The organism is Variovorax sp. BGA-UO-ETr-C22, from assembly GCF_059567965.1.
Genome location: NZ_JCAQPA010000009.1, coordinates 573,187 through 594,314 on the forward strand (window position 1 = coordinate 573,187; position 21,128 = coordinate 594,314).

General features: G+C 71.4%; 22 protein-coding genes. 8 read left to right on the forward strand and 14 right to left on the reverse strand.

The window, feature by feature from the left end; all coding sequences use genetic code 11:
- The 5 genes from AC57B8_RS12200 to AC57B8_RS12220 form a co-directional block, all read right to left on the reverse strand.
- The gene (locus AC57B8_RS12200) at positions 1–648 is read right to left on the reverse strand and encodes a LysE family translocator (protein WP_496479731.1); all 648 of its coding nucleotides are present in this window, start codon (positions 646–648) and stop codon (positions 1–3) included.
- Between the two features lie 25 nt (positions 649–673).
- Complete coding sequence (locus tag AC57B8_RS12205) at positions 674–1,306, reverse strand: YceI family protein (RefSeq protein WP_095743357.1); 633 nt, start codon at positions 1,304–1,306, stop codon at positions 674–676.
- A gap of 38 nt (positions 1,307–1,344) precedes the next feature.
- Positions 1,345–1,929: a YceI family protein gene (locus tag AC57B8_RS12210; RefSeq protein WP_159273635.1), complete on the reverse strand. Its 585-nt coding sequence runs from the start codon at positions 1,927–1,929 to the stop codon at positions 1,345–1,347.
- Positions 1,926–2,537, reverse strand: coding sequence for a cytochrome b (locus tag AC57B8_RS12215; protein ID WP_496479732.1), 612 nt, complete (start codon positions 2,535–2,537; stop codon positions 1,926–1,928). Before AC57B8_RS12215 ends, AC57B8_RS12210 begins: the two co-directional genes overlap by 4 nt.
- A gap of 92 nt (positions 2,538–2,629) precedes the next feature.
- Positions 2,630–4,456 (reverse strand): sensor histidine kinase, encoded by a 1,827-nt coding sequence (locus tag AC57B8_RS12220; RefSeq protein WP_496479733.1) that lies wholly within the window; start codon positions 4,454–4,456, stop codon positions 2,630–2,632.
- An 81-nt stretch (positions 4,457–4,537) separates the two neighbouring features.
- Between AC57B8_RS12220 and AC57B8_RS12225 the strand changes: the two genes are divergently transcribed.
- Entirely contained in the window at positions 4,538–5,791 is a 1,254-nt protein-coding gene (locus AC57B8_RS12225) for a THUMP domain-containing class I SAM-dependent RNA methyltransferase (protein ID WP_062480312.1), read from the forward strand.
- A gap of 1 nt (position 5,792) precedes the next feature.
- Here AC57B8_RS12225 and AC57B8_RS12230 read toward each other — a convergent pair whose 3' ends face one another.
- Complete coding sequence (locus AC57B8_RS12230) at positions 5,793–6,107, reverse strand: SMR family transporter (RefSeq protein ID WP_492683442.1); 315 nt, start codon at positions 6,105–6,107, stop codon at positions 5,793–5,795.
- Between the two features lie 14 nt (positions 6,108–6,121).
- A complete protein-coding gene (locus AC57B8_RS12235) occupies positions 6,122–7,060 on the reverse strand; it encodes a DMT family transporter (RefSeq protein ID WP_496479734.1) in 939 nt (312 codons plus the stop codon).
- A 120-nt stretch (positions 7,061–7,180) separates the two neighbouring features.
- Here AC57B8_RS12235 and AC57B8_RS12240 point away from each other — a divergent pair, with 120 nt between their 5' ends.
- Positions 7,181–8,092 (forward strand): LysR family transcriptional regulator, encoded by a 912-nt coding sequence (locus AC57B8_RS12240; RefSeq protein WP_496479735.1) that lies wholly within the window; start codon positions 7,181–7,183, stop codon positions 8,090–8,092.
- 50 nt (positions 8,093–8,142) lie between these two features.
- Positions 8,143–8,568: a PIN domain-containing protein gene (locus AC57B8_RS12245; RefSeq protein ID WP_496479736.1), complete on the forward strand. Its 426-nt coding sequence runs from the start codon at positions 8,143–8,145 to the stop codon at positions 8,566–8,568.
- 16 nt (positions 8,569–8,584) lie between these two features.
- Here the strand turns inward: AC57B8_RS12245 and AC57B8_RS12250 are convergent, their stop codons facing one another.
- Positions 8,585–9,490 (reverse strand): BUD32 family EKC/KEOPS complex subunit, encoded by a 906-nt coding sequence (locus AC57B8_RS12250; protein ID WP_496479737.1) that lies wholly within the window; start codon positions 9,488–9,490, stop codon positions 8,585–8,587.
- A complete protein-coding gene (locus AC57B8_RS12255) occupies positions 9,487–11,187 on the reverse strand; it encodes an FMN-binding glutamate synthase family protein (RefSeq protein ID WP_095743364.1) in 1,701 nt (566 codons plus the stop codon). The genes AC57B8_RS12250 and AC57B8_RS12255 overlap by 4 nt, the downstream gene beginning before the upstream one ends.
- 69 nt (positions 11,188–11,256) lie before the next feature.
- Here AC57B8_RS12255 and AC57B8_RS12260 point away from each other — a divergent pair, with 69 nt between their 5' ends.
- Together AC57B8_RS12260 and AC57B8_RS12265 are read left to right on the forward strand one after the other, a co-directional pair.
- A complete protein-coding gene (locus AC57B8_RS12260; RefSeq protein ID WP_062480299.1) occupies positions 11,257–12,051 on the forward strand; it encodes a UPF0149 family protein in 795 nt (264 codons plus the stop codon).
- 368 nt (positions 12,052–12,419) lie between these two features.
- The gene (locus AC57B8_RS12265) at positions 12,420–13,607 is read left to right on the forward strand and encodes an MFS transporter (RefSeq protein ID WP_496479738.1); all 1,188 of its coding nucleotides are present in this window, start codon (positions 12,420–12,422) and stop codon (positions 13,605–13,607) included.
- Here the strand turns inward: AC57B8_RS12265 and AC57B8_RS12270 are convergent.
- Positions 13,597–13,920 (reverse strand): GNAT family N-acetyltransferase, encoded by a 324-nt coding sequence (locus AC57B8_RS12270; RefSeq protein WP_159278737.1) that lies wholly within the window; start codon positions 13,918–13,920, stop codon positions 13,597–13,599. The genes AC57B8_RS12265 and AC57B8_RS12270 overlap by 11 nt on opposite strands.
- Positions 13,917–14,414, reverse strand: a complete 498-nt coding sequence (locus tag AC57B8_RS12275; protein WP_070063749.1) for a nuclear transport factor 2 family protein — start codon at positions 14,412–14,414, stop codon at positions 13,917–13,919. Before AC57B8_RS12275 ends, AC57B8_RS12270 begins: the two co-directional genes overlap by 4 nt.
- Positions 14,415–14,607: 193 nt before the next feature.
- Between AC57B8_RS12275 and AC57B8_RS12280 the strand changes: the two genes are divergently transcribed.
- Together AC57B8_RS12280 and AC57B8_RS12285 are read left to right on the forward strand one after the other, a co-directional pair.
- Positions 14,608–15,372, forward strand: a complete 765-nt coding sequence (locus AC57B8_RS12280; RefSeq protein WP_496479739.1) for a helix-turn-helix transcriptional regulator — start codon at positions 14,608–14,610, stop codon at positions 15,370–15,372.
- A gap of 122 nt (positions 15,373–15,494) precedes the next feature.
- Complete coding sequence (locus tag AC57B8_RS12285) at positions 15,495–16,688, forward strand: Acg family FMN-binding oxidoreductase (protein ID WP_496479740.1); 1,194 nt, start codon at positions 15,495–15,497, stop codon at positions 16,686–16,688.
- A gap of 15 nt (positions 16,689–16,703) precedes the next feature.
- Here the strand turns inward: AC57B8_RS12285 and AC57B8_RS12290 are convergent, their stop codons facing one another.
- The gene (locus AC57B8_RS12290; RefSeq protein WP_496479741.1) at positions 16,704–17,228 is read right to left on the reverse strand and encodes a CinA family protein; all 525 of its coding nucleotides are present in this window, start codon (positions 17,226–17,228) and stop codon (positions 16,704–16,706) included.
- A gap of 5 nt (positions 17,229–17,233) precedes the next feature.
- Positions 17,234–17,791, reverse strand: coding sequence for a phosphatidylglycerophosphatase A family protein (locus tag AC57B8_RS12295; RefSeq protein WP_496479742.1), 558 nt, complete (start codon positions 17,789–17,791; stop codon positions 17,234–17,236).
- A 162-nt stretch (positions 17,792–17,953) separates the two neighbouring features.
- On the opposite strand from AC57B8_RS12295, the gene AC57B8_RS12300 reads away from it, so the two are divergent.
- Entirely contained in the window at positions 17,954–19,414 is a 1,461-nt protein-coding gene (locus tag AC57B8_RS12300; protein WP_496479743.1) for an MFS transporter, read from the forward strand.
- Here the strand turns inward: AC57B8_RS12300 and AC57B8_RS12305 are convergent.
- Positions 19,411–21,123 carry an FAD-dependent oxidoreductase gene (locus AC57B8_RS12305; protein WP_159273648.1) on the reverse strand — a complete coding sequence of 571 codons (1,713 nt, stop codon included), beginning with the start codon at positions 21,121–21,123 and terminating at the stop codon, positions 19,411–19,413. The genes AC57B8_RS12300 and AC57B8_RS12305 overlap by 4 nt on opposite strands.
- Positions 21,124–21,128: the final 5 nt, after the last annotated feature.

A 21,128-nucleotide genomic window follows, 5' to 3' on the forward strand; every position in this document is an offset into this window, starting at 1 on the left:
TCAGGTGCCGCGCACGGCCGACCACACGAGCCGCAGGCCCAGCAGGCCCATCACGCCGCCGGCCGCGCGGTCGATCCAGGTCTTGTAGCGCAGGTAGGCCGCGCGCGGCGCGGCCGAGGACAGCGCCAGCGCGACGATCGCGTACCAGCCCGTCTCGATGCAGAAGATCACGGCTGGCACCGCGAGCGCCAGCACCAGCGGCACCTCGCGCGGCAGGAAGGCCGCGAAGATGCTCGCGTACACCACCGCCGTCTTCGGGTTGCTGATCTGCGTGGCCAGGCCGAGCAGGAAGGTGCGTCCGCTGCGGCCCTGGCTCCGGGGCGAGGCGTCCGTGTCGGGCGTGATCGCGAGCGGCTGGCGCGCGCCGCGCCAGATGCGAAAGCCCAGGTAGATCAGGTAGGCACCGCCGAAGGCCTTGATCGCGAGGTACAGCGCCGGTACCGCGAGGAACGCCGCCTGCAGCCCGGCCAGCGCCGCGATGGAGAACGCCAGCCCGCCGGCGCCCATGCCCAGCGCCGCCGCGAGCCCGTCGCTGCGCGAGGCCACGGCCGTGCGCGCCACCATCACGAAGCTCGGGCCCGGGCTCATCGCGCCCACGGCCATGGCGCCGGCGATGCCGAGCAGGGACAGGAAGTGGGCGTCGGTCATGAGTGGGCTCCGGTGGGGGATGTGTTCATTGCACGTTCACGGCTTCGACCTGCACCAGCAGCTTCACCTTGTTCTCGAAACCGAAGTTCAGGCCCCAGGTGATGCCCCAGTCGCTGCGCTGCACGGTGGCCTCGAAGTCGCCGCCGCAGACCTGGCGGTTGATCAGCGGGTTCAGGTAGCAGTTGAAGCGCACGGCCTTCAGCGTCACCGGCTTGGTCTGGCCCATGAGCGTGAGCGTGCCGGGCACGTCGGTCACCTTGTCGCCGCTGAAGTCGATGCGCTCGGCCACGAAGCGGCCGGTGGGGAATTCGGCCACGTTGAAGAAGTCCTTGCTCTGCACGTGGCGGTTGAGCAGGTCGACGCCGGTGTTGATGGAGCTGATGTCCATCGTGATGTCGACCTTGCCGCTGGCGCCGGTGCCGTCGATCTGCACCGAGCCGTCCTTGGTGCTGAAGCGGCCGCGGTTGGTGGTGGTGCCGTAGTGGCCCATCTCGTACATGACGAAGGTGTGGGTCGGGTCGATCACGTAGCTCGCATTTTTGACCGGCCCGCCCGCGGGCTTGGCGGCCAGCGGCGGCGCCGTGTATTCCTGGGCCGTGGCGGCCAGCGGCAGGGCCGCGCCCGCGCAAAGGGCCGCGGCGAAGAAGAGCTTGTTCATGGCAAAGGAAGAGAGATGCATGGGAAATGAAATCGTCGTCACAGCGGCCCGAGGCCCGCGAGCGTCAGCTTGAAGCGCACCTGCACCTCGTTGCCGACCACCGAGGTGTCGGTCCATTCGCCGTCGCCCACCTTGTAGTCGAGCCGCTGGATCGTGAGGGTGCCCGTGGCGACCGAATACGCGCCGCCCGACGACACGATGCTCACGGGCACCGTCACGTACTTGCTGACGCCCTTGATGGTGAGCTTGCCGGCCATTTCGAAGCGGCCCTCGCCCAGCGCCTTGATGGCGCTCGAGCGGAAGCTGGCCTGCGGAAAATGCGCGGTGTCGAACCAGGTCGGCTTGGGCAGCTCGGCATCGCTCATGGGCACGCCGAAGCCGGCGCTGGCGGTGTCGATCTGCAGCACGACCGAGCCGCCCTCGGGCTTCTTCGGGTCGAAGGCGACCTGCGCGTCGAAGCGCTTGAAGCTGCCTTCCACTGGCACGCCCATCTGCTTGCTGACGAAGGCGATCTGGCTCTTCTCGGGCACCAGCTTCGCGGTGGTGGCCGGCATGGGCTCGGCCGCGGCGTGCAGCGCGAGGCCGAAGAGGGCGGCGGCGCCCCACAAAAGACGGGTCGTCATCCGGCGGATTCCTTGCGTGGCGCGGGCCACATGCGTTGCAACAGACTGTCGTGGTCGATCCAGTGGTGCTTGAGCGCCGCCGCCACGTGCAGCAGCGTGACGCCGGCCAGCAGAAAGGCGCTGCGCTGGTGCAGCGGCTTGAGCACGGCCTCGGCGAAGTCCTTGTCGACCGCCACCAGGTCGGGCAGCGGCAGCAGGCCGAACCACACGACCGGCACGCCCATGCCCGAGCTGTAGGCCCAGCCGAACAGCGGGACCGCGAAGAACAGCAGGTACATCAGCGCATGGCTGATGCGGTGGGCGGCCCGCTGCCAGGTCGGCATGGCCGCCAGCACCCGCGCCGACAGCGGCGGCGGGCGGTGCGTGAGGCGCCACAGCAGCCGCAGCGCCGACAGCAGGAGGATGGTGATGCCGGCCCACTTGTGCCAGCTGTAGAGCTTCAGGCGCTGCGGCGAGAAGGGCAGGCCCGTCATGTAGAGCCCGACGCCGAGCGAGCCGACGATCATCGCCGCGAGCAGCCAGTGCAGGGCCATCGCGACCCGCCCGTAGCGGGGCTCGCGCAGGGCGGCGGCGCCAACGGCAGGGGCGGAAAGTGGTTCGACGGGCATCGGGGCAGGGGCGGCGGCGGCCTGTGCGCGGAGCATAGCTCGGAAGCGATGACACCGCAGCGGGGCCGGCCCCCGCCGGGAAGCACCGCGCGCTACGTCGACGACGGCGGTTGTTGCTGTTGCTGCTGGGCTCGCAGCAGCACGCGCCGCAGCGCGTCCGGCTGCACCGGCTTGCGCAGCGCATGCCAGCCGCGCGTGGCGGCCAGCTGCTGCGTGGCTTCGGTGATGTCGGCCGAGATCAGCGCGATCGTCAGCGCGGGCTTGCGCTGCGCCAGCCGCTCGGCCAGCGCGATGCCGTTGAACGCGCCGGGCAGGCGGATGTCGCACAGCGCCACGTCGAGCGCGTCCAGGTCGGCCAGCGCGAGCGCCTCGGCGGCGCTGGCGTAGATGCGCGGCGCCACGTGCCAGTGCCGCAGCAGCGCCGAGAGGCTGTCGGCCACCACGATGTTGTCCTCGACCACCAGCACGGCCAGGCCGGGGCGCAGCACGGCATTGGCATCGGGCTCGTCCAGCGCCACCGAGGGCGCGGGGGCCGGCACGGCCGCCGCACCGGGGCGGGCCGCCGGCAGCTCGAAGCTGAAGACCGAGCCCTTGCCCGGCGCCGAACGCAGCGCGACCTCGATGCCCAGCTGCCCCGCCAGCCGTCGCACGATCGCCAGCCCCAGGCCGTGGCCGTGCTGCAGGTTGCGCTCCACGTTGCCGACCTGTTCGAAGTCGTCGAACACGCGCGTCTGCGACTCGGCCGCGATGCCGATGCCGCTGTCGCGCACCTCGACGCGCCACGCGCGCCCGGTGTCCGTGCCGGGCCGGCGGCGCGCCCGCACGGCCAGCAGCACGCGCCCGCGCGGCGTGAACTTGAGGGCGTTGTCCAGCAGATTGGAGAGCACGCGGCGCAGCGCCACGGTGTCGGTCCAGGCCACCGCCTCGGTCGGGCAGCGCACCGCGACGCGGCCTTCGCCGGCCTGGCGCGCCAGCTCGTTCAGCAGCGGCGCCAGCGCCACCGCCGCCGGGCGCAGCGGATCGACCGCGGCCTCGATGCGGCCGATCTCGAGCAGCTGGTTGGTCAGGCCCTCGAGCGCCTGCTGCGCGCGCGAGAGCGAGGCCACCGTGTGCTGCACCGCCGCGCTGTCGGTGCCGTGCTGCAGCTGCTGGCGCAGCACCTCGGCCTGCAGCCCGATGGCCATCACCGGCTGGCGCAGGTCGTGGTTGGCCGCCGAGAAGAAGCGCAGCCGCTCGGCCTGGGCCTGCTCGGAGGCGCGCAGGCCGGCCAGCGCCTGTTCGCGCAGCGTGCGCTCGTTCAGGCGCAGGCCGATGTTCTCCTCGAGCTGGCGCGAATGGTCGGCCACCAGCTTCCACATCATCGCGGTCAGGCCGATGCCGATCACCGCGACGGCCATCATCACCGGCGCCCCGAGCCACAGGCCCGTGACGATCACCGGTGCCAGCAGCAGCGTGATGGCCAGCTGCGTGGCCGGCGTGTAGAACGACACCGAGAACGCCGACGACAGCGTCATGCCCATGAGGATGAGGCCCAGCAGCAGTTGCAGGTCGGGCCGCTCGGGGTTGAACAGCAGCACGCCCGCCAGGCCGTGCGCCAGCTCCCAGATGGCCGTGCGCAGCGTGTGCTGGCGCTGTGCGGCGCGCAGGGTGGCGGGCGTGAAGGGCTCGGGCAGGCGCTGTGCAAAGAAGCCGCGCATCACCGTGACGCCGGTGACCAGCGCCAGCCACACCAGCGCGCGCAGCGGCGAGAACTGCCAGGCGAAGAGCGCCGCCACGCCGCAGTTGAGCAGGTACTGCACCAGCAGCACCGGCCCGAGCGGGCGGATCGACAAGCGCAGCACTTCGCACTGGATCGCGAAGCGGTGGTCGCCGTCGCGGGCGTCTGCCGGGGGGGCCGCGGAGGCGGGGGTGGGCGTCATGGGCAAATCGACTATATAGAGAAGGCCCCAGCCCCGGCGACAATGGGGGCCCTTAGCGGGCTTCCCGATGGCCGACTTTCCGTGAACGATCTCTCATTTTTCCTGCCTTGCGCCGCCGGCGTCGAGGAATTCCTTGCCCAGGAGGTGCATGCCCTGACCGGCCGTGCCGGGCAGGACCTGCTCACCCTGCGCGGCGGCGTGCGCGTGCGCGCCGACTGGCGCGACGGCCTCAAACTCAACCTGCACAGCCGGCTCGCGCAGCGCGTGCTGGTCGAACTGGCCCACGGGCCCTACCGCAACGAGAACGACCTGTACGCCATCGCCAACGGCGTGGCCTGGGAGATCTGGTTCACGCCCAAGCAGACCTTCAAGATCGAGACCACGGCCCAGCACAGCCCGCTGCAGAGCCTGAACTTCGCCACCCTGCGCATCAAGGACGCCGTGGCCGACCGCTTCCGCGCCAAGGCCAATGGCGTGCGCCCCAGCATCGAGACCCAGTGGCCCGACTGCCGCATCTTTGCGCACCTGACCACCGACAGCTGCACGCTGTACATCGACACCTCGGGCGAGCCGCTGTTCAAGCGCGGCTGGCGCCAGGACAAGGGCGACGCCCCGCTGAAGGAAACCCTGGCCGCCGCCATGCTGGCCGCCAGCGGCTGGTGGAACCCCGAGACCGGCGAGGTCGCCAAGGCCCCGCTGTACGACCCCTGCTGCGGCAGCGGCACCATCGCCATCGAGGCCGCGCAGATCGCCAGCGGCATCGCGGCGGGCTCGCTGCGGCGTTTCGGCTTCGAGAAGCTGCTGCCGTTCCAGGCGCACGTCTGGGCCGCCATCAAGAATGAAGCCGCCAACGCGCAGCATGCGAGCGCCATCGCCGTCTTCGGTTCCGACGTGTCGCACCGCATGGTCGACTTTGCCGAGCGCAACGCCGAACGCGCGGGCGTGGCCGGCGCCATCGAGTTCCGCGGCGGCGACGCCCTGCAGCGCATGCCGCCGGCCGAGGGCGGCGTGATCATGCTCAACCCGCCGTACGGCGAGCGCATCGAGGTCGGTGGCGTGGCCCGCTTCGGCGCCCGCGAGGCCGCCCAGACCCCGGGCGACGGTGAAGGCGGCGACGGCGGCGACTTCTTTCCGCAGCTCGCCACCCACTGGAAGAAGAACTACGCGGGCTGGACCGCCTGGGTGCTCACGCCCGACCTGAAGCTGCCCAAGCAGATGCGCCTGAAGGAGTCGCGCCGCGTGCCGATGTGGAACGGTCCCATCGAATGCCGGCTGTTCCGCTTCGACATGGTGCGGGGCTCGAACCGCGCCGCGCCGCAAGACGCGCCCACCTGAACTAGCTCTGCAGCTTCAGGCCCGCGATCCCCAGGAAGATCAGCGCGATGCACACCAGCCGCAGCGGCGCCGCGCTCTCCTGGAAAAAGAAGATGCCGATCAGCGTGACGCCGATGGCGCCGATGCCGGTCCAGATCGCGTAGGCCGTCCCGACCGGCAGCGTCTTCATCGCGGCGGTGAGCAGCACGATGCTCGCCAGCGCGGCGCCCAGGCCCAGCGCACCGGCGCCGGGGCGCTCCCAGCCCGCCGCGGCCTTCAGTGCGAGGGCCATCACGATCTCCACCAGTCCGGCGGCAAGCAGAAGGAGCCAGGCCATGGCGTTCGCTCCCTTCACAGCAGCTTGATGATGGCCACGCCGAGCAGCAGCACGGCCACGCCCGCCATGCGCAGACCCGACACCGGGCGCTGCGGCAGTCGGAACCAGCCGTAGCGGTCGACGAACACCGACGCCACCTGCTGCCCCGCCACCGTCAGCCCGACCGCGGCCGCGGCGCCGATGGCCGGGATCGCGGTGAACACCGTCGTCACATAGGCCGCGCCCGCCAAGCCGCCGAGCCAGCCCCACCACGGCATGCCGCGCAGCGCCGAGCCCTGCGGTGCGACCGCCGCAGGGGCGGGCGCACGCCGGAACAGCGTGACGAGCAGCAGCGCCAGGGCCATCGCCAGCGTCGCCACGAAGAAGCTCACCGCCCCCACCGCGAACGGCGCGCCCAGGTCCTGCCGCAGCAGGCCGTTGACCACGCCCTGTACCGGCAGCACCGCGCCGGCCAGCAGCGCCAGCACGATCCAGCCCGCCTTGCCCGCCAGTGCCTGGCGCAGGCTGCCGGCCTGCCCGGCGACGATGGCCCCGGCGCCGAGCAGCACCGCCAGCGTGCCGCCGGCCATGGCCGGTGTCAGCGCCCTCGGTGCCACGCCGAGCAGGCCGAAGGTGTCGAGCGCGAACGAGGCCAGCATCTGCCCCGCGATGAACAGGCCGACCGCCACCACCGCGCCCAGGCGCGGAAACAGCAGGATGGTCGAGACCACGTAGAAGGCGCTGGCCGTGCCGCCGATCACGTGCCACCACGGCACGCCCGGCAGGCCGGCCAGCGCCGTCAGCGTGCCCGTGGCGAGCGCCACCGCCAGCAGGGCCAGCGTGCCGACCGACAGCTGCAAGGTCGTGGCGGTGAAGGGGCTGCCCGTGGCCTTGGAGAGCTGGGCGTTGGCGCCGGCCTGCACTGCGAGCAGGCCCCCGGCGACGAGCGAGGCGGGAATGAAAAACGCGTCCATGGTGGTCGACCTCCGTGTGGTGTGGATGCGGGGCGGGCGAATCGCGGCCCCCTGCGGACGAATGTAGGATCGGCACGTTTGCAAAGCCATTCGAAAAAATCGCATCCGGGGTATGCATAAATGCATGACACAGACTGGGACGACTTTCGCGTGTTCCTGGCCGTCGGCCAGGCCGGCTCGCTCTCCGGCGCCGCGCGCCAGCTGGGCGTGAACCACTCCACCGTGCTGCGGCGCCTGGGCGCGCTCGAGGCGCGCATGGCGGTGCGCCTGTTCGACCGCCTGCCCGCCGGCTATGCGATGACGCTGGCCGGCGAGGCGCTGCGCGAGCGCCTGCAGGGCGTGGGCGAGCAGATCGATGCCGCGCAGCGCCACCTCATGGGGCTCGACCTGCGGCTGACCGGCGTCATCCGCATCACCAGCACCGACACCTTCATGGCCGGGCTGCTCGGGCCGATCCTGGCGGACTTCCGGGCGCTGCACCCGGGCATCGAGCTGCAGGTGGTGATGAACAACCTCTTCCTGAGCCTGACCAAGCGCGAGGCCGACGTGGCGATCCGCCCGACCAACGCCCCGCCGGACCACCTGGTCGGGCGCCGCGCGGGGCGCCTGCAGACGGCGGTGTATGCGTCGAAGGCCTACCTTGCGAAGCACCCGGCGACGACACCGCTGGCTGCGCACGACTGGGTCGCGCCCGACGAAGGTTTGTCGCACCTGATGCAGGCGAAGTGGCTGCGTGAGCAGGTGCCGCCGGCGCGGATCGCGGCGCGCGTCGACAGCCTCGTCGGCATGACGCAGCTGGTGAAGCGCGGCCTGGGCCTGGGCATGCTCCTGTGCATGCTGGCTGATGCGGAAGACGAGCTGGTGCAGGTCGAGCCGCCGAGGGAAGCGCTCGACACGCAGGTCTGGGTGCTGACGCATCCCGACCTGAAGGAGGTCGCGCGGATCAAGGCCTTCACCGACTTTGCCTATGCGCGGCTGGTCGCCGACGCGAAGGTGCTGGCCATGCCTGCGGGGCGGCCGGCGGCGCGCTAGCTGGCGGCCGCATGGTGCAACATCGGCGCTCGACCGTTTTCACGCCCCCCATGACCTTGCCTGCCTCCGCCCTCGTCGTCATCGACACCAACATCGCCCTCGACCTGCTGGTCTTCGAAGACCCCGCCTGGGCGCCGCTGGTCGACGACCTCGCGCGCGGCGCGCTGCGCTGGCTGGCCACGCCCGCGATGCGCAGCGAACTGGAACGCGTGTTGGGCTACCCGCTGATCGCCCGGCGCATGGCGCAGCGGGAGCTGACGATTCCGGTGGTGCTCGCGGATTTCGATGCGCGCGTGCAGCTGGTGACCGAGGTGCCGGCGCGCGCGCCCTGCGTGTGCAGCGACCCGGACGACCAGGTGTTCATCGACTTGTCCGTGGCGCACGGGGCGCAGTTGTTCAGCAAGGACAAGGCGGTGCTGTCGATGAAGAAGCGGCTGGCGCTGCGCGGGGTGGCGGTGCGCTCGGCGCTGGCCTAGGCCACGCCGGTCCGTCTCAGGCCTTGTTCAGCTCGTACCACTGCCCCAGCAAGCGCGCGACGGCCCGCACTCGCTGCGTGTCCCGCCCCCAGCGCCGGCTGGCCGGCAGCTTCTGCGCCCACTTCATGCGCCGCGCCGCGTTCGCGATGCGCTCGCGCACTTCTTCGTTCACGCTGCTCAGTGCCGCATGCCAGTGTTGGCCTGCGGCCTGCGGCGCGGCGGCCTCGAGCATCATGGCCGTGGAGTGCAGGTAGCTCAGCCAGTCGCGGGCCTGGCATTCGGCCAGGGTCATGACCTCGGAGGGGTCGTCCTCGAAATCGATGTAGCCGATCACGCCGTCAGGGCACTGCACGAGGTTGCGGTCGAAGGCCTGGCTCAGGTGCTGGCCGCACAGGTGCACGGCGGCGATGGCGGCCAGGCCCTCGCGCCACACGGCGAGCAGGGCGGCCGGGCCGGCGGCGGCGGCCTGGTCGATGCGTTCCTGCAGCACCACGGTGGCACGGCCGCTTTCGCCGAGGTCGGAAATCAGCAGGCCGTCGGCCTGCTGCGCCAGCACGATCGGCACGCGCAAACCTGCGGCGGCCAGTTGCTTCAGGCGCCGTGCCTCGGTGGCGATGGCGGCCTCGCCGCCCGGGTTGGGCACGGGCTTGATCACGTCGAGGCCGGCCAGCCGCGCGGCCAGTGCCATCACGCGGTAGCCCCACTTGCCGTGGCGCGGACCGGCCTTCTTGAGCCAGACGCGCTCGCTGCCTAAGCGGTGGCTGGCCACGTTCTTGGCCTGCCTGGGCAGGGTGACGCGCAGGAACTCGGCGTAGTCGCCGGACGCCGAGCCCGGGGCGTCGTCGAGCGGCGCGGGCGCCGATGCGGCGCCCCGTTGGCTGTACAGGCGCGTCGCGGCGCCTCCTCGTCTCAGTGGATTCATGCGGCCATGGCGAAGCCCGGCGCCAGCAGCCCGTGCGGGCCCTGCGTCACGGGCTGGAAACTCTGTGCACTGGCCAGCGGCCAGTAGGTGCGGAAAACGGTGTGCTGGTTGTCCAGCGGTCCGAGCAGCGCGCCGGGCTGCACCTGCATCACCAGGTTGCTCAGCAGGCGCACCTCGGTGTCGGAGATGCGGCGCACGATGTGGTGCGCGGTGATCTGCTGCGGGTGATCGAGGCCCGCGGCCTGCACCAGCTCCTGCAGCGCATGCAGCGTGCTGCGGTGGAAGTTGCGCACGCGGTCGGCCTTGGTCGGCACCACCAGCGCCTGCTGGCGCACCGGGTCCTGCGTGGTCACGCCGGTGGGGCAGTGGCCGGTGTGGCAGCTCTGGGCCTGGATGCAGCCCAGCGCCATCATGAAACCGCGCGCCGCGTTGCACCAGTCGGCGCCCAGCGCCATCATGCGGGCCACGTCGAAGGCGGTGATCACCTTGGCGGCGCAGCCGATCTTGATGCGGTGGCGCAGGTTCACGCCGATCAGCGTGTTGTGCACCAGCAGCAGGCCTTCCTGCAGCGGCGCGCCGACGTGGTCGCTGAACTCGACCGGCGCCGCGCCCGTGCCGCCCTCGGCGCCGTCGACCACGATGAAGTCGGGCGTGATGCCGGTGGCCTGCATCGCCTTGACGATGCCGAACCACTCCCACGGGTGGCCCAGGCAGAACTTGAAGCCGGTCGGCTTGCCGCCCGACAGCTCGCGCAGCCTGGCGACGAAATGCATCATCTCGGTCGGCGTGGAGAACGCGCTGTGCGACGAGGGCGAGACGCAGTCCACGCCCACCGGCACGCCGCGCGCCGCCGCGATCTCGGGCGTGACCTTGGCCGCCGGCAGCACGCCGCCGTGGCCCGGCTTGGCGCCCTGGCTCAGCTTGATCTCGATCATCTTCACCTGCGGGTCGCGCGCGTTGGCGGTGAAGCGCTCGGCATTGAAGGTGCCGTCGTCGTTGCGGCAGCCGAAGTAGCCGGAGCCGATCTCCCAGATCAGGTCGCCGCCGTGCACGCGGTGGTGCTGCGAGATCGAGCCCTCGCCGGTGTCGTGCGCAAAGCCGCCCATCTGCGCGCCCTGGTTGAGCGCGAGGATGGCGTTGGCCGACAGGGCGCCGAAGCTCATCGCCGAGATGTTGAACACGCTCGCGCTGTAGGGCTGCGTGCAGACCTGCGCCAGGTTCGCATCGGCCGGCTGCGGCGTGCCGCCGATCACGATGCGGAAATCGTGCCCGGCCAGCTTCGTGGGCTGCATCGAGTGGTTGATCCACTCGTAGCCCGCGGCCGACACGTTCAGCTGCGTGCCGAAGGGCCGGTTGTCGGGCTCGCCCTTGGCGCGCTGGTACACCAGCGAGCGCTGGGCGCGCGAGAAGGGTGCGGCCTCGGCGTCGCTCTCGATGAAGTACTGGCGGATCTCGGGGCGGATGAATTCGAGCAGAAAGCGCAGGTGCCCGATGACCGGGTAGTTGCGCAGGATGGCGTGGCGCGCCTGGCGCAGGTCGTGCACGCCGGTGCCGGTGAGCACCGCGAAAGCGGCCACGCCGATCCACGCGAGCCACAGGTGCGGCGAGGCCAGAACCAGTGCCAGGCAGGCGACCAGACCCAGCACACACAGGACGAACGCGCTGTAGCGTGCGGGAAACGGAATAATCGTGGGCATAGTCATCAGATGTCGGCTGGAGCCTGCTGCATCATAGAGGGCTGCCCCCAACCTGCCATGACTGCTGCCATGACGACCACACCCGACACCCCCGATACCCCTGACACCGCCCTGGCCGCCTCCTCGCAAGCGCTGGGCCCCGACGATTTCGACGCCCTCGACAGCGCGCTCGACGCCATGCGCGAGCACGACGAGGAAATTCCCCAGTGGGAGTTCTGCGAAGGCTTCATGGCCGCGCTGATCTGCACGCGCCGCCCCATCGACCCCACCGAATACTGGCCCGTGCTGCTGGGCGACCACTTCGTGCCGGCCCAGCACATGGAGTTCGTCTGGAACTGGAAGCGCCGCTGGCGCGAGATCGAGGAGGGCCTGGATGCCCCTGTCGAATCGCTCGAGGACGAGCGCAGCTGGCAGCCCGAGGTGCTCGACACTCGCGGCGCCATCGCCTCGCTGCCCGAGGAAGAACGCGCCGAGATGGCCGCCGAAGAGATTCCCTCGTTCGCCCAGGTCTGGGCGCTGGGCTTCATGTACGCGGTCGAGAACTGGCCCGAAGACTGGGCCGCGCCGCGCGACAAGGAAGCCGCCCAGATGCTCGACGACGCGCTCGACAACATCGTTGCGCTGACCGAGGACGACACCGCCAAGCCCACGCTGTCGATGTACGACGAGAACGGCCCGCCCAGCGTGAGCCAGCAGCGCCTGGACGACTTCGGCGCCGCGATCTGGGCGGTGTACGACCTGCGCCAACTCTGGAAGAGCCTGGGCCCGAAGGTCGAGACGATCCGCAAGGAAGCCACGCCCGGCCGCAACGATCCGTGCCCGTGCGGCAGCGGCAAGAAGTACAAGAAGTGCCACGGTGAGTGACTGGGTTGAGTCCCAGGCGTCACGGACGGCTTGCCGTTCAGGGCGCGCTCCCGCCGACGGGGTACCTTGCTCCGCGAATGTCCCCCGGCCTGCGGCCTCCTCCTTGATTTCGCTGCGCAAGGCACCCCATCGGCGTGAGCGTTGGGCAGTGCGGCCGTTGATCGGCGAGCACACCACCGCCACTTCCCGTGCGCAGGACACTGGGTGCTTCCCGCAGCGAAATCAAGGAGGAGGGGCGAAGCCCCGGGGGACATTCGCGGAGGGAAGTACCCGGTGGCCTGTGCACGCGCCCTGAACAGCAGCATCAAGAACACGCACACCTCATGAGTCCTGCAGCACAGCCCCTGACACCCCGAGCCGCCTGGGTCATGGTCCTCGCCCTCTGCGCAGGGGTTGCGCTCAGCCAGGCCTTCCGCACCGTCGGCGCCATCATGGCGAGCCCGCTGCAGTCGGACTTTCATCTCTCCGCCCAGGCCCTCGGCATCTTCTCGGGCGCCTTCCACTTCGCGTTCGGCGCGATGCAGCTCTTCATGGGCATCGGCATCGACCTGCACGGCGTGCGCCGCACCGTGCTCGTGGCCTTCCCGGTCGCGATCGCGGGCGCGCTGCTGTCGGCCGTGTCGCCGGACTACCTCGTGCTGGTGGCCGGGCAGGCGCTGATCGGCGTCGGCTGCGCGCCGGCCTTCCTCGTGTGCACGGTGTTCATCGCGCGGCACTTTCCGGCGGCGCGTTTCGCCACCGTGTCGGGCCTGGTGCTGGCCATCGGCGGCCTGGGCATGCTGGCCACCGGCACGCCGCTCGCGTGGCTGGTGCAGGCGTATTCGTGGCGCGCGGGCTTCCTGGTGCTCGCGCTGGCGTCTGCGCTGGCCTGGCTCGCGATCTGGCGCTGGGTGCACGAGCCCGCGTCGGCCGTGCCGCAGGTGAAAGAGTCGATTCCCGAAGCCGTGCGCCAGTTCGGCGCGCTGTTCGCCATGCCGCACACGCTGGGCATCATGGTGCTGGGCGCGGTGACGTATGCGGCCTTCATCTCGCTGCGCGGGCTGTGGCTGGGCCCGCTGATGATGGAGCGCCACGGCTACTCGCTGGTGCAAAGCGGCAACGTCGCGCTCGCCGTGTCGGTGATCGCGCTGTTCGGCTCGCCGCTGTTCGGCCGTTTCGACCGCGACGGCGCCGCGCGCCGCCGCTGGATCGTGGCCTGCGGCCTTTTCTACGCCGGCCTGTTCGCGCTCATCGCCGTGGTGCATTCCGCATGGCTCGACATCGCGGGCATGGTGCTCATCGGCGTGCTCTCGGGCTTCATCGTCTGGCAGTACGCCGACGTGCGCGTGGCCTACCCAGCGGCGCTCACGGGCCGCGCGATGGCCGTCTTCACGATGGCGATGTTCCTGGGCGTCGCGTTCATGCAGTGGGGCACGGGCGTGGCGGCCTCGGTGGCCGCGGCGCACGGCGGCGATCCGCTGACCGCCGTGCTGGCGGTCATTGCGGCGCTGCTGGTGATCGGCATTGCGGCCTTCGCGTGGCTGCCCGCGCCGAAGGCGAACGCCGTCAGATCTTGAAGGCGCGCTGGATGTCCGGCCGCACGAGGTCGGCGTACTCGCGGTGCTTGCGGATGTAGCCCGCGATGAACTGGCACACCGGAATCACATGCCGCCCGTTGGCGCGCGCCTCGTCGAGCACGTGCCTCGCAATGCCCGAGCCCACGCCCTTGCCTTCATGCTCGGGCAGCACCTCGGTGTGCGTGAACATGATCGCGTCGGTCAGCAGGTTGTACTCGGCATAGGCCGCGAGCTTGCCGTCGAGCGTGGCTTCGTAGCGGTGCTGCGCTTCGTTGTTCGTGAAGGTGAGGGCGGTCGAGGAAGAAGTGGTCATGAGGGTTGGCGTGCAAGAAAAGTGGCGAGGTTGGCGGCGGCGGTGGCGCGCACCTTGTTGCGCAGCATCGGCGTCCAGCCCAGCAGCAGGCCCGGCGTGCCCAGCGCCTGTCGCGACCAGGTCCAGAACGGAAAGCTGTCGCGGTGCGTGGCGATCAGGCCGTCGGGCGTGAAGGTGAAGCGCGCGTCGATGCTGTTGTCGACCAGGCGGCCGGTGGCGCTGAAGCGGTAGTGCGCGTCCCAGTGCGCGCTGCCCGTGCGGGCGTCGGCCTGCACGTCGCGCCAGCTCAGGCGCCACACGTCGGCGCCCTTGGCCTTGGTGGCTTCGCAGAGCATGCGCCACATGCCGCCGATCTCGCGCCGGCCGCGCAGCGAAAAGGCCTCGTCGTCGAACACCGCGTCGGGCGCGTAGCAGGCGGCCATGGTGGCGGCGTCGAGTTGCGAGAACGCGCTGTAGAAGCGCTCGATGGTCGGGGCGTGGGTGGCTGCGGTCATGGGGCTTCGGGATGGGGGGTCCCGGATCATCGCCGGGATGCGCCGTGCAAGGAAGTGCATGGGTGATTCCGGGTGTCCCGCATTAACATGCGCCCCGATGCCGGTCCTTGCAGGGCCGGCGCCCTGGCGGTGGCGCAGAAAAACCAGAACCACAGCGCTGCGCCCGCCGCACACAACCCGAGGGGACGCATCCATGGCCGAGGTGATCAACGACTGGCAGTTCGTCGAGGCCGTCATGGCCGCCCGCACGCTCGAGGAGGTGGCACAGGTCAACCGCCGCGCGATGCGGGCGATGGGCTTCAACCACGGCGCCTACGTGCTCAAGCGCCCGGTGCCCGCGCCCCGTGCCGACGCCCCCGCGCAGGACGCGCTGGTGTTCTTCCACGACCTGCCCCCGGCGTGGGCCCGCACCCGCTACGAGTCGCTGCGCAGCAACGCCGGCGAGCAGGCCGACGCCCGCGTGCAGCATGTGCGCGCCGGCATGCCGGCCACCGCGTGGAGCTGGCTCGGTCAGGTGAGCCACACGCGCGCCGACATCGGGCAGCGCGCCCGCGGCCTGCTGCGCAGCGCCGGCGAACACGGGCTGAAGGCGGGGCTGACCGTGCCGCTGTGGACGCCCGGCATCGACTGGGCCTTCATGACCCTGACCACCGACGCCACCGCCGACCTGCGCGAACTGCGTGCGACGTTGGCGCCGATGAACTACTTCGCCTCCTGCCTGCATTCGACCGTGCGCCGGCTGCAGGGCGACGCCAAGGTGCCGCTCCTGAGCGCGCGCCAGCGCGAGGTGCTGCACTGGGTGGCGGTCGGCAAGTCGACCTGGGAGATCTCCGAGATCCTGTGCGTCAGCGAGCGCACCGTGTACTTCCACCTCGTGGGCGCCGCCCGCAAGCTCGACACGCAGGGCCGCACCGCCACCTGCGCGCGGGCCCTGGCGCTGGGCCTGCTCACGCCCTGAGCCGGCCCGACTTACCCCTGTCGGAAACGACAGGGGGCCGCGTGGCGCCGCGCGGGGCGGTGCTGCAATCGGCCACGGGCAGGCCGTGTGTCACGCGCCCGATGCTTTAACCGATCGAGCCCATGAGAGAACGCAGAAATTTCGTGCGCCTGCTGGGCGGCGGCCTCGCGGTGGCGGCGGGCGCGACGGCCCTGGCCACCTGGTGGCTCCACGCCGACGTGCCGGCCGCCGCCTTCGAGATCTGGAACGGCCCGGGCGACGAGCCCGACGTGCGCAAGCGCGCCGTCGCCTATGCCGTCACCGCGCCCACGGCCTACAACGGCCAGCCGTGGCGGGTCGACCTGCGCGAGCCCGACGCCGTCGTGCTGCACGCCGACCGCGCCCGCGTGCAGCCCGCCACCGACCCCTTCGGGCGCCAGCTCATGATCGGCCACGGCGCGTTCATCGAACTGCTGGTGATGGCGCTGGCCCAGCAGGGCGTGCAGGCGCGCGTGCGGCTGTGGCCGCAGGGCGAACTGGTGGGCGATGCGCCGCAGCAGTGGCCCGACCTGCCGGTGGCGCGGCTCACGCTGTCGCGCGGCGGCACGCCCGATCCGCTGTTCGCGCAGGTGCTGCGCCGGCGCACGCCCAAGCAGCGCTTCGACACCGGACGCAGGGTGTCGGCCGACATGCTGCAGGGGCTCACCGCGGCCGTGGCTTCGGCTTCAAGCGGGGGCGTGCAATCGGCCGGCACGGTCGACATGGCCCGCGTGCTGCCGCTGCGCAGGCTGTGCGCGGCGGCGGCGCGCGTGGAGCTGGTCACGCCCCACACCGCGCGCGAGAACCTGCGCCTGCTGCGCATCGGGCCGCAGGAAATCCTGGCGCACCGCGACGGCTTCTCGCTCAACGACCCGGCGCTGCGCATGGCGGTCGCGCTGGGGCGCTTCGACCGCGAGGTGCCGGCCGCCGAAGACAGCCTCTCCTTCCGGCAGACGCTGCGGATGTTCGAGGACCAGGCCCACACCGCGATGGGCTTCGTCTGGATCAGCACCGGCGGCAACAGCCGCAGCGATCAGATCGCCGCGGGCCGCGCCTACGTGCGCCAGCAGCTGCGCGCCACCGACCTGGGCCTGGGCATGCAGCCGATGAGCCAGCCGCTCGAGGAATTTCCGGAGATGGCGCCGCACCACGCGGCGGTGCACGACATGCTGATCGGCGCCGCGCCGTCGCGCCATGCGCGCAGCCCGACCGTGCAGATGATGTGCCGCCTGGGTTTTCCGACGGCGCCGGTGCCGCCCGCGCCGCGCCGGCCGGTCGGCGATTTCATGCAGGCCTGAACAGCCCGCGTGCGATCAGCGCGCCAGCAGCTGGACCAGCGTCTGCAGCGCGTAGTGCACCGTCGCCGCGCGCACCGTGGCGCGGTCGCCGTCGAAGCGGCGGCGCTCGGTGCGCACCTGCCCGTCGACCGACCAGCCGAACCACACGGTGCCCACCGGCTTGTCGGGCGAGCCGCCCGCGGGGCCGGCCACGCCGGTCACGGCCACGGCCGCGCGCGCCGGGGCGCCGCGGGCAATGGCGCCCTCGGCCATCGCGCGCGCCACGGGCTCGCTCACGGCGCCGTGGGCTTCGATCAGCGCGGCGTCCACGCCCAGCATCTCGGTCTTGGCGGCGTTCGAGTAGGTGACGAAGCCGCGCTCGAACCACACGCTGGAGCCCGCGAGGTCGGTGCAGGCGCCGGCGATCAGGCCGCCGGTGCAGCTTTCGGCGGTGGCCATCATCCAGCCCTTGGCCTGCAGCCGTTCGGCCAGCGTCGCGACGAGCGCGGGCACGTCCTGTTCGGCCAAAGCGGTGGCTGCAGAAGGAGTGGAAGGTTGCATCGGGTTCACCATGCGCGCCACAGCGCAATCACCAGCAGCGTGCAGAAGGCCGCCACCAGGTCGTCCAGAAGAATGCCGAAGCCCGCGCGCCACCACTGCACCCGCGCGGGATCGTTCGGCTTGAAGGCGGCGTCGGCCCAGCCCACGGGGCCGGGCTTGGCGGCGTCGAAATAACGGAACAGCGCAAAGGCCACGACCTGCGCCCACAGGCCGGCCGGCGTCACCAGCCAGAGCACGAGCCAGAAGGCGACCACCTCGTCCCACACGATGGCGCCGGGGTCGGACACGTTCATGTTGCGCGCGGCCACCGTGCAGGCCCACCAGCCGATCGGCAGGCCGGCGAGGATGATCCAGCCGATGGTCGCGGGCGTGAACCACAGCTGCATCACCACGAACGCGGCCCAGGCCCACAGCGTGCCCACGGTGCCGGGCGCGAAGGGCGACAACCCCGAGCCGAAACCCAGCGCGATGAAGTGCGCGGGGTGCGAGAGCAGAAAGTGCAGGGTGGGGCGACGCATCGGGGGACGGGGCAGGGCGCCGGTGGTGGCGGAAGAAGAATCCATCGAGGAAGAAGGGGAAGAAGAAACGGCGTGCATCGGTTTCGAAGTGTCGCGCATCCTGTGCGACGGCTGCGCGCCGAAGTTTCTATTTATCAAAGCAATAGCTTGTTTAATTGAAGGGCGCCGCCTAGTATCCAGGCTCCTTTGGCGTTCTCCTTCGTTCTCATGTCGTCCTCCTCCTCTTCCCTCGATGCCGCCGCCGTTGGCGCGCCGCCGCCCACCGCCGCCTGGCGCGAGCTGTTCAGCGGGCGCAACGGCTGGCGCGCGCTGGCGCTGACCGGCGGCGTCGCGCTGCACGCGGTCAACGTCCACATCGTGACGACCGTGCTGCCCTCGGTGGTGCGCGAGATCGGCGGGCTCGACTGGTACGCCTGGAGCACGACCCTGTTCGTGGTCGGCTCGATCCTCGGCGCCACCCTCTCGGTGCGGCTCTTGGCCGCGCGCGGGCCGCGCGGCGCCTGCCTCACGGCGCTGGCCGTGTTCACGGCCGGCTCGGTGGGCTGCGCGCTGGCGCCGGCCATGCCGTGGCTGCTCACGGGGCGCACGGTGCAGGGCCTGGGCGGCGGGTTGCTCGCGGCGCTGAGCTACGGGCTGATCCAGCGTGTGTTCGAACCCCGGCTGTGGCCGCGCGCGGTGGCGCTGGTGTCGGGCATGTGGGGCGTGGCCACGCTGTGCGGGCCGGCCGTGGGCGGGCTGTTCGCGCAGGCCGGCCACTGGCGCTGGGCCTTCTGGGCGCTGCTGCCGGTGGCGGCGGCGCAGGCCCTGCTGGTGGCGGTGCAGCTGCGGCCCGCGGCTGGCATCCGGCATGACCGGCCGGCGCAGATGCCGCGCGTGCCGGCGCCGCAGATCGCGCTGTTGGCGCTGTCGGTCTTGGTGATCGCCGCCAGCGGCTTCTGGCCCGGCCTCGCAGGGCAGGCCGTGGGCGTGGCGCTGGGCCTGGCCATCGGCTTCGCCGCCACCCGCATCGACCGCCGCGCCGGCGCCGTGCGCCTGCTGCCGACCGGCGCCTATGCGCTTGGCACGCCGCTGGGCGCGATCTACGCGAGCGTGGCGCTGCTGCTGATCGGCACCACCACCGAGATCTTCGTGCCCTACTTTCTACAGCTGCTGCACGGCCACTCGCCGCTCATGGCGGGCTACCTCACGGCGGCGATGGCGGGCGGCTGGAGCATCGGCTCGCTGACCTCGTCGGGCCGCACTGGCGCAGGCGCCGACCGCATGCTGCGCGCCGGGCCGGTGGTCTGCACCGCGGGCCTGCTGGCGCTTGCGTGGCTGCTGCCGACGCCGGGGGCGCTCGGGGCTAACGTCGAGACCACGTTCGTGGCCGTGGCGCTGGCGGCCGTCGGCTTCGGCGTGGGCATCGGCTGGCCGCACCTGCTGACGCGCGTGATGGCGCTCGCGCCGCGCGGCGAAGAAGGTTTGGCGTCCGCGTCGATCACGACCGTGCAGCTGTACGGCATGGCCGTCGGTGCCGCCGTGGCCGGGCTGGTGGCGAATGCGGCGGGGCTCACGGTGCCCGGCGGCGTGGACGGTGCGCGTTCGGCCGCGATCTGGTTGTTCACGGTCTTCGCGCTGGCGCCTGCCATCGCCGCGTGGCTGGCGTGGCGCGCGGTGGCGCGGCGCTAGGCCAGTACGCCTTCCCAGGCGAGGGCGCGCCGGCGGCCACGTTCGCGCCGCGTTTCGCCGCGCAAGGTGGCGACGAGGTCATACACATCCGCCGGCAGGTGCGCGCCGCGCCACGCGATGTGCTGGTCGGCGCGGCACATCACGAGGCGGTGCGCATAGGCCTTGGGCAGGCTCGCGGTTTCGATGTCGAGCACCGTGAGCGGCATGCGGTACGCGGCGGCCGCGCGCTCCAGCGGCCGCACGTCCACGCTGCGGTCGAAGCGCAGCAGCGTGTAGCCCGGGCCGAAGGCGTCGTAGAGCGAGCGCCCGTCGGCCAGCCAGAAGTGCGGCGCGCGGCAGCCGGGCACGGTGGAGGGCGTGAACTCGCCCATCGAGTACGGCGGCGCGCGGTGCTCGCCGTCGGGCACGATGATCGGTGAGCCCGTGTAGAAATAGCCGAAGTTGAGCCCGCCGCAGCAGAACTGCTGCACGTTGAGCGCATAGGCCTCGCGGCCGATCTCGGCGCGCTGCGCGTCGCCCGCGGGGCCGGGCGCCTCGATGTCGGGCGGCACGGCGCGGCGCGCGCGGATCATCTTCTGCGCATGGTCCATCGCGAACTGCGACACCTGCTCGGTGATCGGCAGCCGCTCGGCCTCGTAGGCGTCGAGGATGGCCTCGTCGCCCCAGCCCTGCACGCAGGCGCCCAGCAGCCACGAGAGGTTGAGCGCGTCGGCGATGCCGGCGTTCATGCCGTAGCCCGCGTAGGGCACCCACAGGTGCGCGGCGTCGCCCGCGAGGAACACGCGGCCGTCGCGAAAGCGCGTGGCCACGAGGCGCCGGCCGATCCAGTCTTCCTTGCTGATGATGTCGTAGTGGAAGTCGGGCCCCACGCCCAGGATCTCGCGGATCGAGGTGTCGCGGTCGACCGAGTCGAACTCGGGCTCTTCGGCGTTCAGGTGGTTGTGCACCAGCCAGGTCTCGTGGCCGTCGATGGCGAACATCGTGCCGCAGCGGCGCGGGTTCATCGCGTAGTACGACCACGCGGGCTTGCCCGGAATCAGCGCGCGCAGCTGCGGCGCGCGGATGAAGGTCGACTGCACGCGCTGGATGACGGCCGTGCCTTCGAGCTTCGCGCCGATCTGCTTGCGCACCGGCGAGCTGCCGCCGTCGCAGCCGACCATGTAGCGGCAGCGGATGCTGCGCGTGGCGCCGCTGTCCATGTCGGTGGCGATGGCGCTCACGCCCTCGGCATCCTGTGTGAAGCGCTCGAAGCGCGTGCGGTTGAGCAGCGTCACGCCCGGCAGCGCGGCCGTGTGCTTCAGCAGAATCGGCTCGAGGTAGATCTGGTTGATGCGGTGCGGCGGCTCCGGCGTGGGCCACCACGCGTCGGGGCCCTCGGTCTCGGTGTAGCGGTCGCGCCGGCACGGAATGGGAATGCGCGTGAGCTCGGTGCCCGTCACCGTGGTGCGAAACACCACGTCGTTCGGGTGGTCGGCCGGCAGCCCGGCATCGCGCAGCTGCTGCGCCACGCCCAGGCGGCGGAACTGCTCCATGGTGCGCGAGGCCACGTGGTTGCACTTCACGTTCGGCGGCTCGGCGAAGCGGCGCGTCTCGCACAGGATCACCGAGACGCCGCGCGAGGCCAGGTCCATCGCCAGCGTGAGGCCCACGGGGCCGGCGCCGACGATCAGCACGTCGGCTTGCATCGAGGTGTCGGCGGTCTTCGTCATGTCTC

Coding starts and splice junctions, on each gene's coding strand:
- AC57B8_RS12245 (WP_496479736.1), top strand. CDS start 8,143: ATGACCTTGCCTGCCTCCGCCCTCGTCGTCATCGACACCAACATCGCC.
- AC57B8_RS12220 (WP_496479733.1), bottom strand. CDS start 4,456: ATGACGCCCACCCCCGCCTCCGCGGCCCCCCCGGCAGACGCCCGCGAC.
- AC57B8_RS12290 (WP_496479741.1), bottom strand. CDS start 17,228: ATGCAACCTTCCACTCCTTCTGCAGCCACCGCTTTGGCCGAACAGGAC.
- AC57B8_RS12215 (WP_496479732.1), bottom strand. CDS start 2,537: ATGCCCGTCGAACCACTTTCCGCCCCTGCCGTTGGCGCCGCCGCCCTG.
- AC57B8_RS12235 (WP_496479734.1), bottom strand. CDS start 7,060: ATGGACGCGTTTTTCATTCCCGCCTCGCTCGTCGCCGGGGGCCTGCTC.
- AC57B8_RS12260 (WP_062480299.1), top strand. CDS start 11,257: ATGACGACCACACCCGACACCCCCGATACCCCTGACACCGCCCTGGCC.
- AC57B8_RS12265 (WP_496479738.1), top strand. CDS start 12,420: ATGGTCCTCGCCCTCTGCGCAGGGGTTGCGCTCAGCCAGGCCTTCCGC.
- AC57B8_RS12285 (WP_496479740.1), top strand. CDS start 15,495: ATGAGAGAACGCAGAAATTTCGTGCGCCTGCTGGGCGGCGGCCTCGCG.
- AC57B8_RS12240 (WP_496479735.1), top strand. CDS start 7,181: ATGCATGACACAGACTGGGACGACTTTCGCGTGTTCCTGGCCGTCGGC.
- AC57B8_RS12270 (WP_159278737.1), bottom strand. CDS start 13,920: ATGACCACTTCTTCCTCGACCGCCCTCACCTTCACGAACAACGAAGCG.
- AC57B8_RS12295 (WP_496479742.1), bottom strand. CDS start 17,791: ATGGATTCTTCTTCCGCCACCACCGGCGCCCTGCCCCGTCCCCCGATG.
- AC57B8_RS12275 (WP_070063749.1), bottom strand. CDS start 14,414: ATGACCGCAGCCACCCACGCCCCGACCATCGAGCGCTTCTACAGCGCG.
- AC57B8_RS12230 (WP_492683442.1), bottom strand. CDS start 6,107: ATGGCCTGGCTCCTTCTGCTTGCCGCCGGACTGGTGGAGATCGTGATG.
- AC57B8_RS12210 (WP_159273635.1), bottom strand. CDS start 1,929: ATGACGACCCGTCTTTTGTGGGGCGCCGCCGCCCTCTTCGGCCTCGCG.
- AC57B8_RS12300 (WP_496479743.1), top strand. CDS start 17,954: ATGTCGTCCTCCTCCTCTTCCCTCGATGCCGCCGCCGTTGGCGCGCCG.
- AC57B8_RS12305 (WP_159273648.1), bottom strand. CDS start 21,123: ATGACGAAGACCGCCGACACCTCGATGCAAGCCGACGTGCTGATCGTC.
- AC57B8_RS12200 (WP_496479731.1), bottom strand. CDS start 648: ATGACCGACGCCCACTTCCTGTCCCTGCTCGGCATCGCCGGCGCCATG.
- AC57B8_RS12280 (WP_496479739.1), top strand. CDS start 14,608: ATGGCCGAGGTGATCAACGACTGGCAGTTCGTCGAGGCCGTCATGGCC.
- AC57B8_RS12255 (WP_095743364.1), bottom strand. CDS start 11,187: ATGCCCACGATTATTCCGTTTCCCGCACGCTACAGCGCGTTCGTCCTG.
- AC57B8_RS12205 (WP_095743357.1), bottom strand. CDS start 1,306: ATGAACAAGCTCTTCTTCGCCGCGGCCCTTTGCGCGGGCGCGGCCCTG.
- AC57B8_RS12250 (WP_496479737.1), bottom strand. CDS start 9,490: ATGAATCCACTGAGACGAGGAGGCGCCGCGACGCGCCTGTACAGCCAA.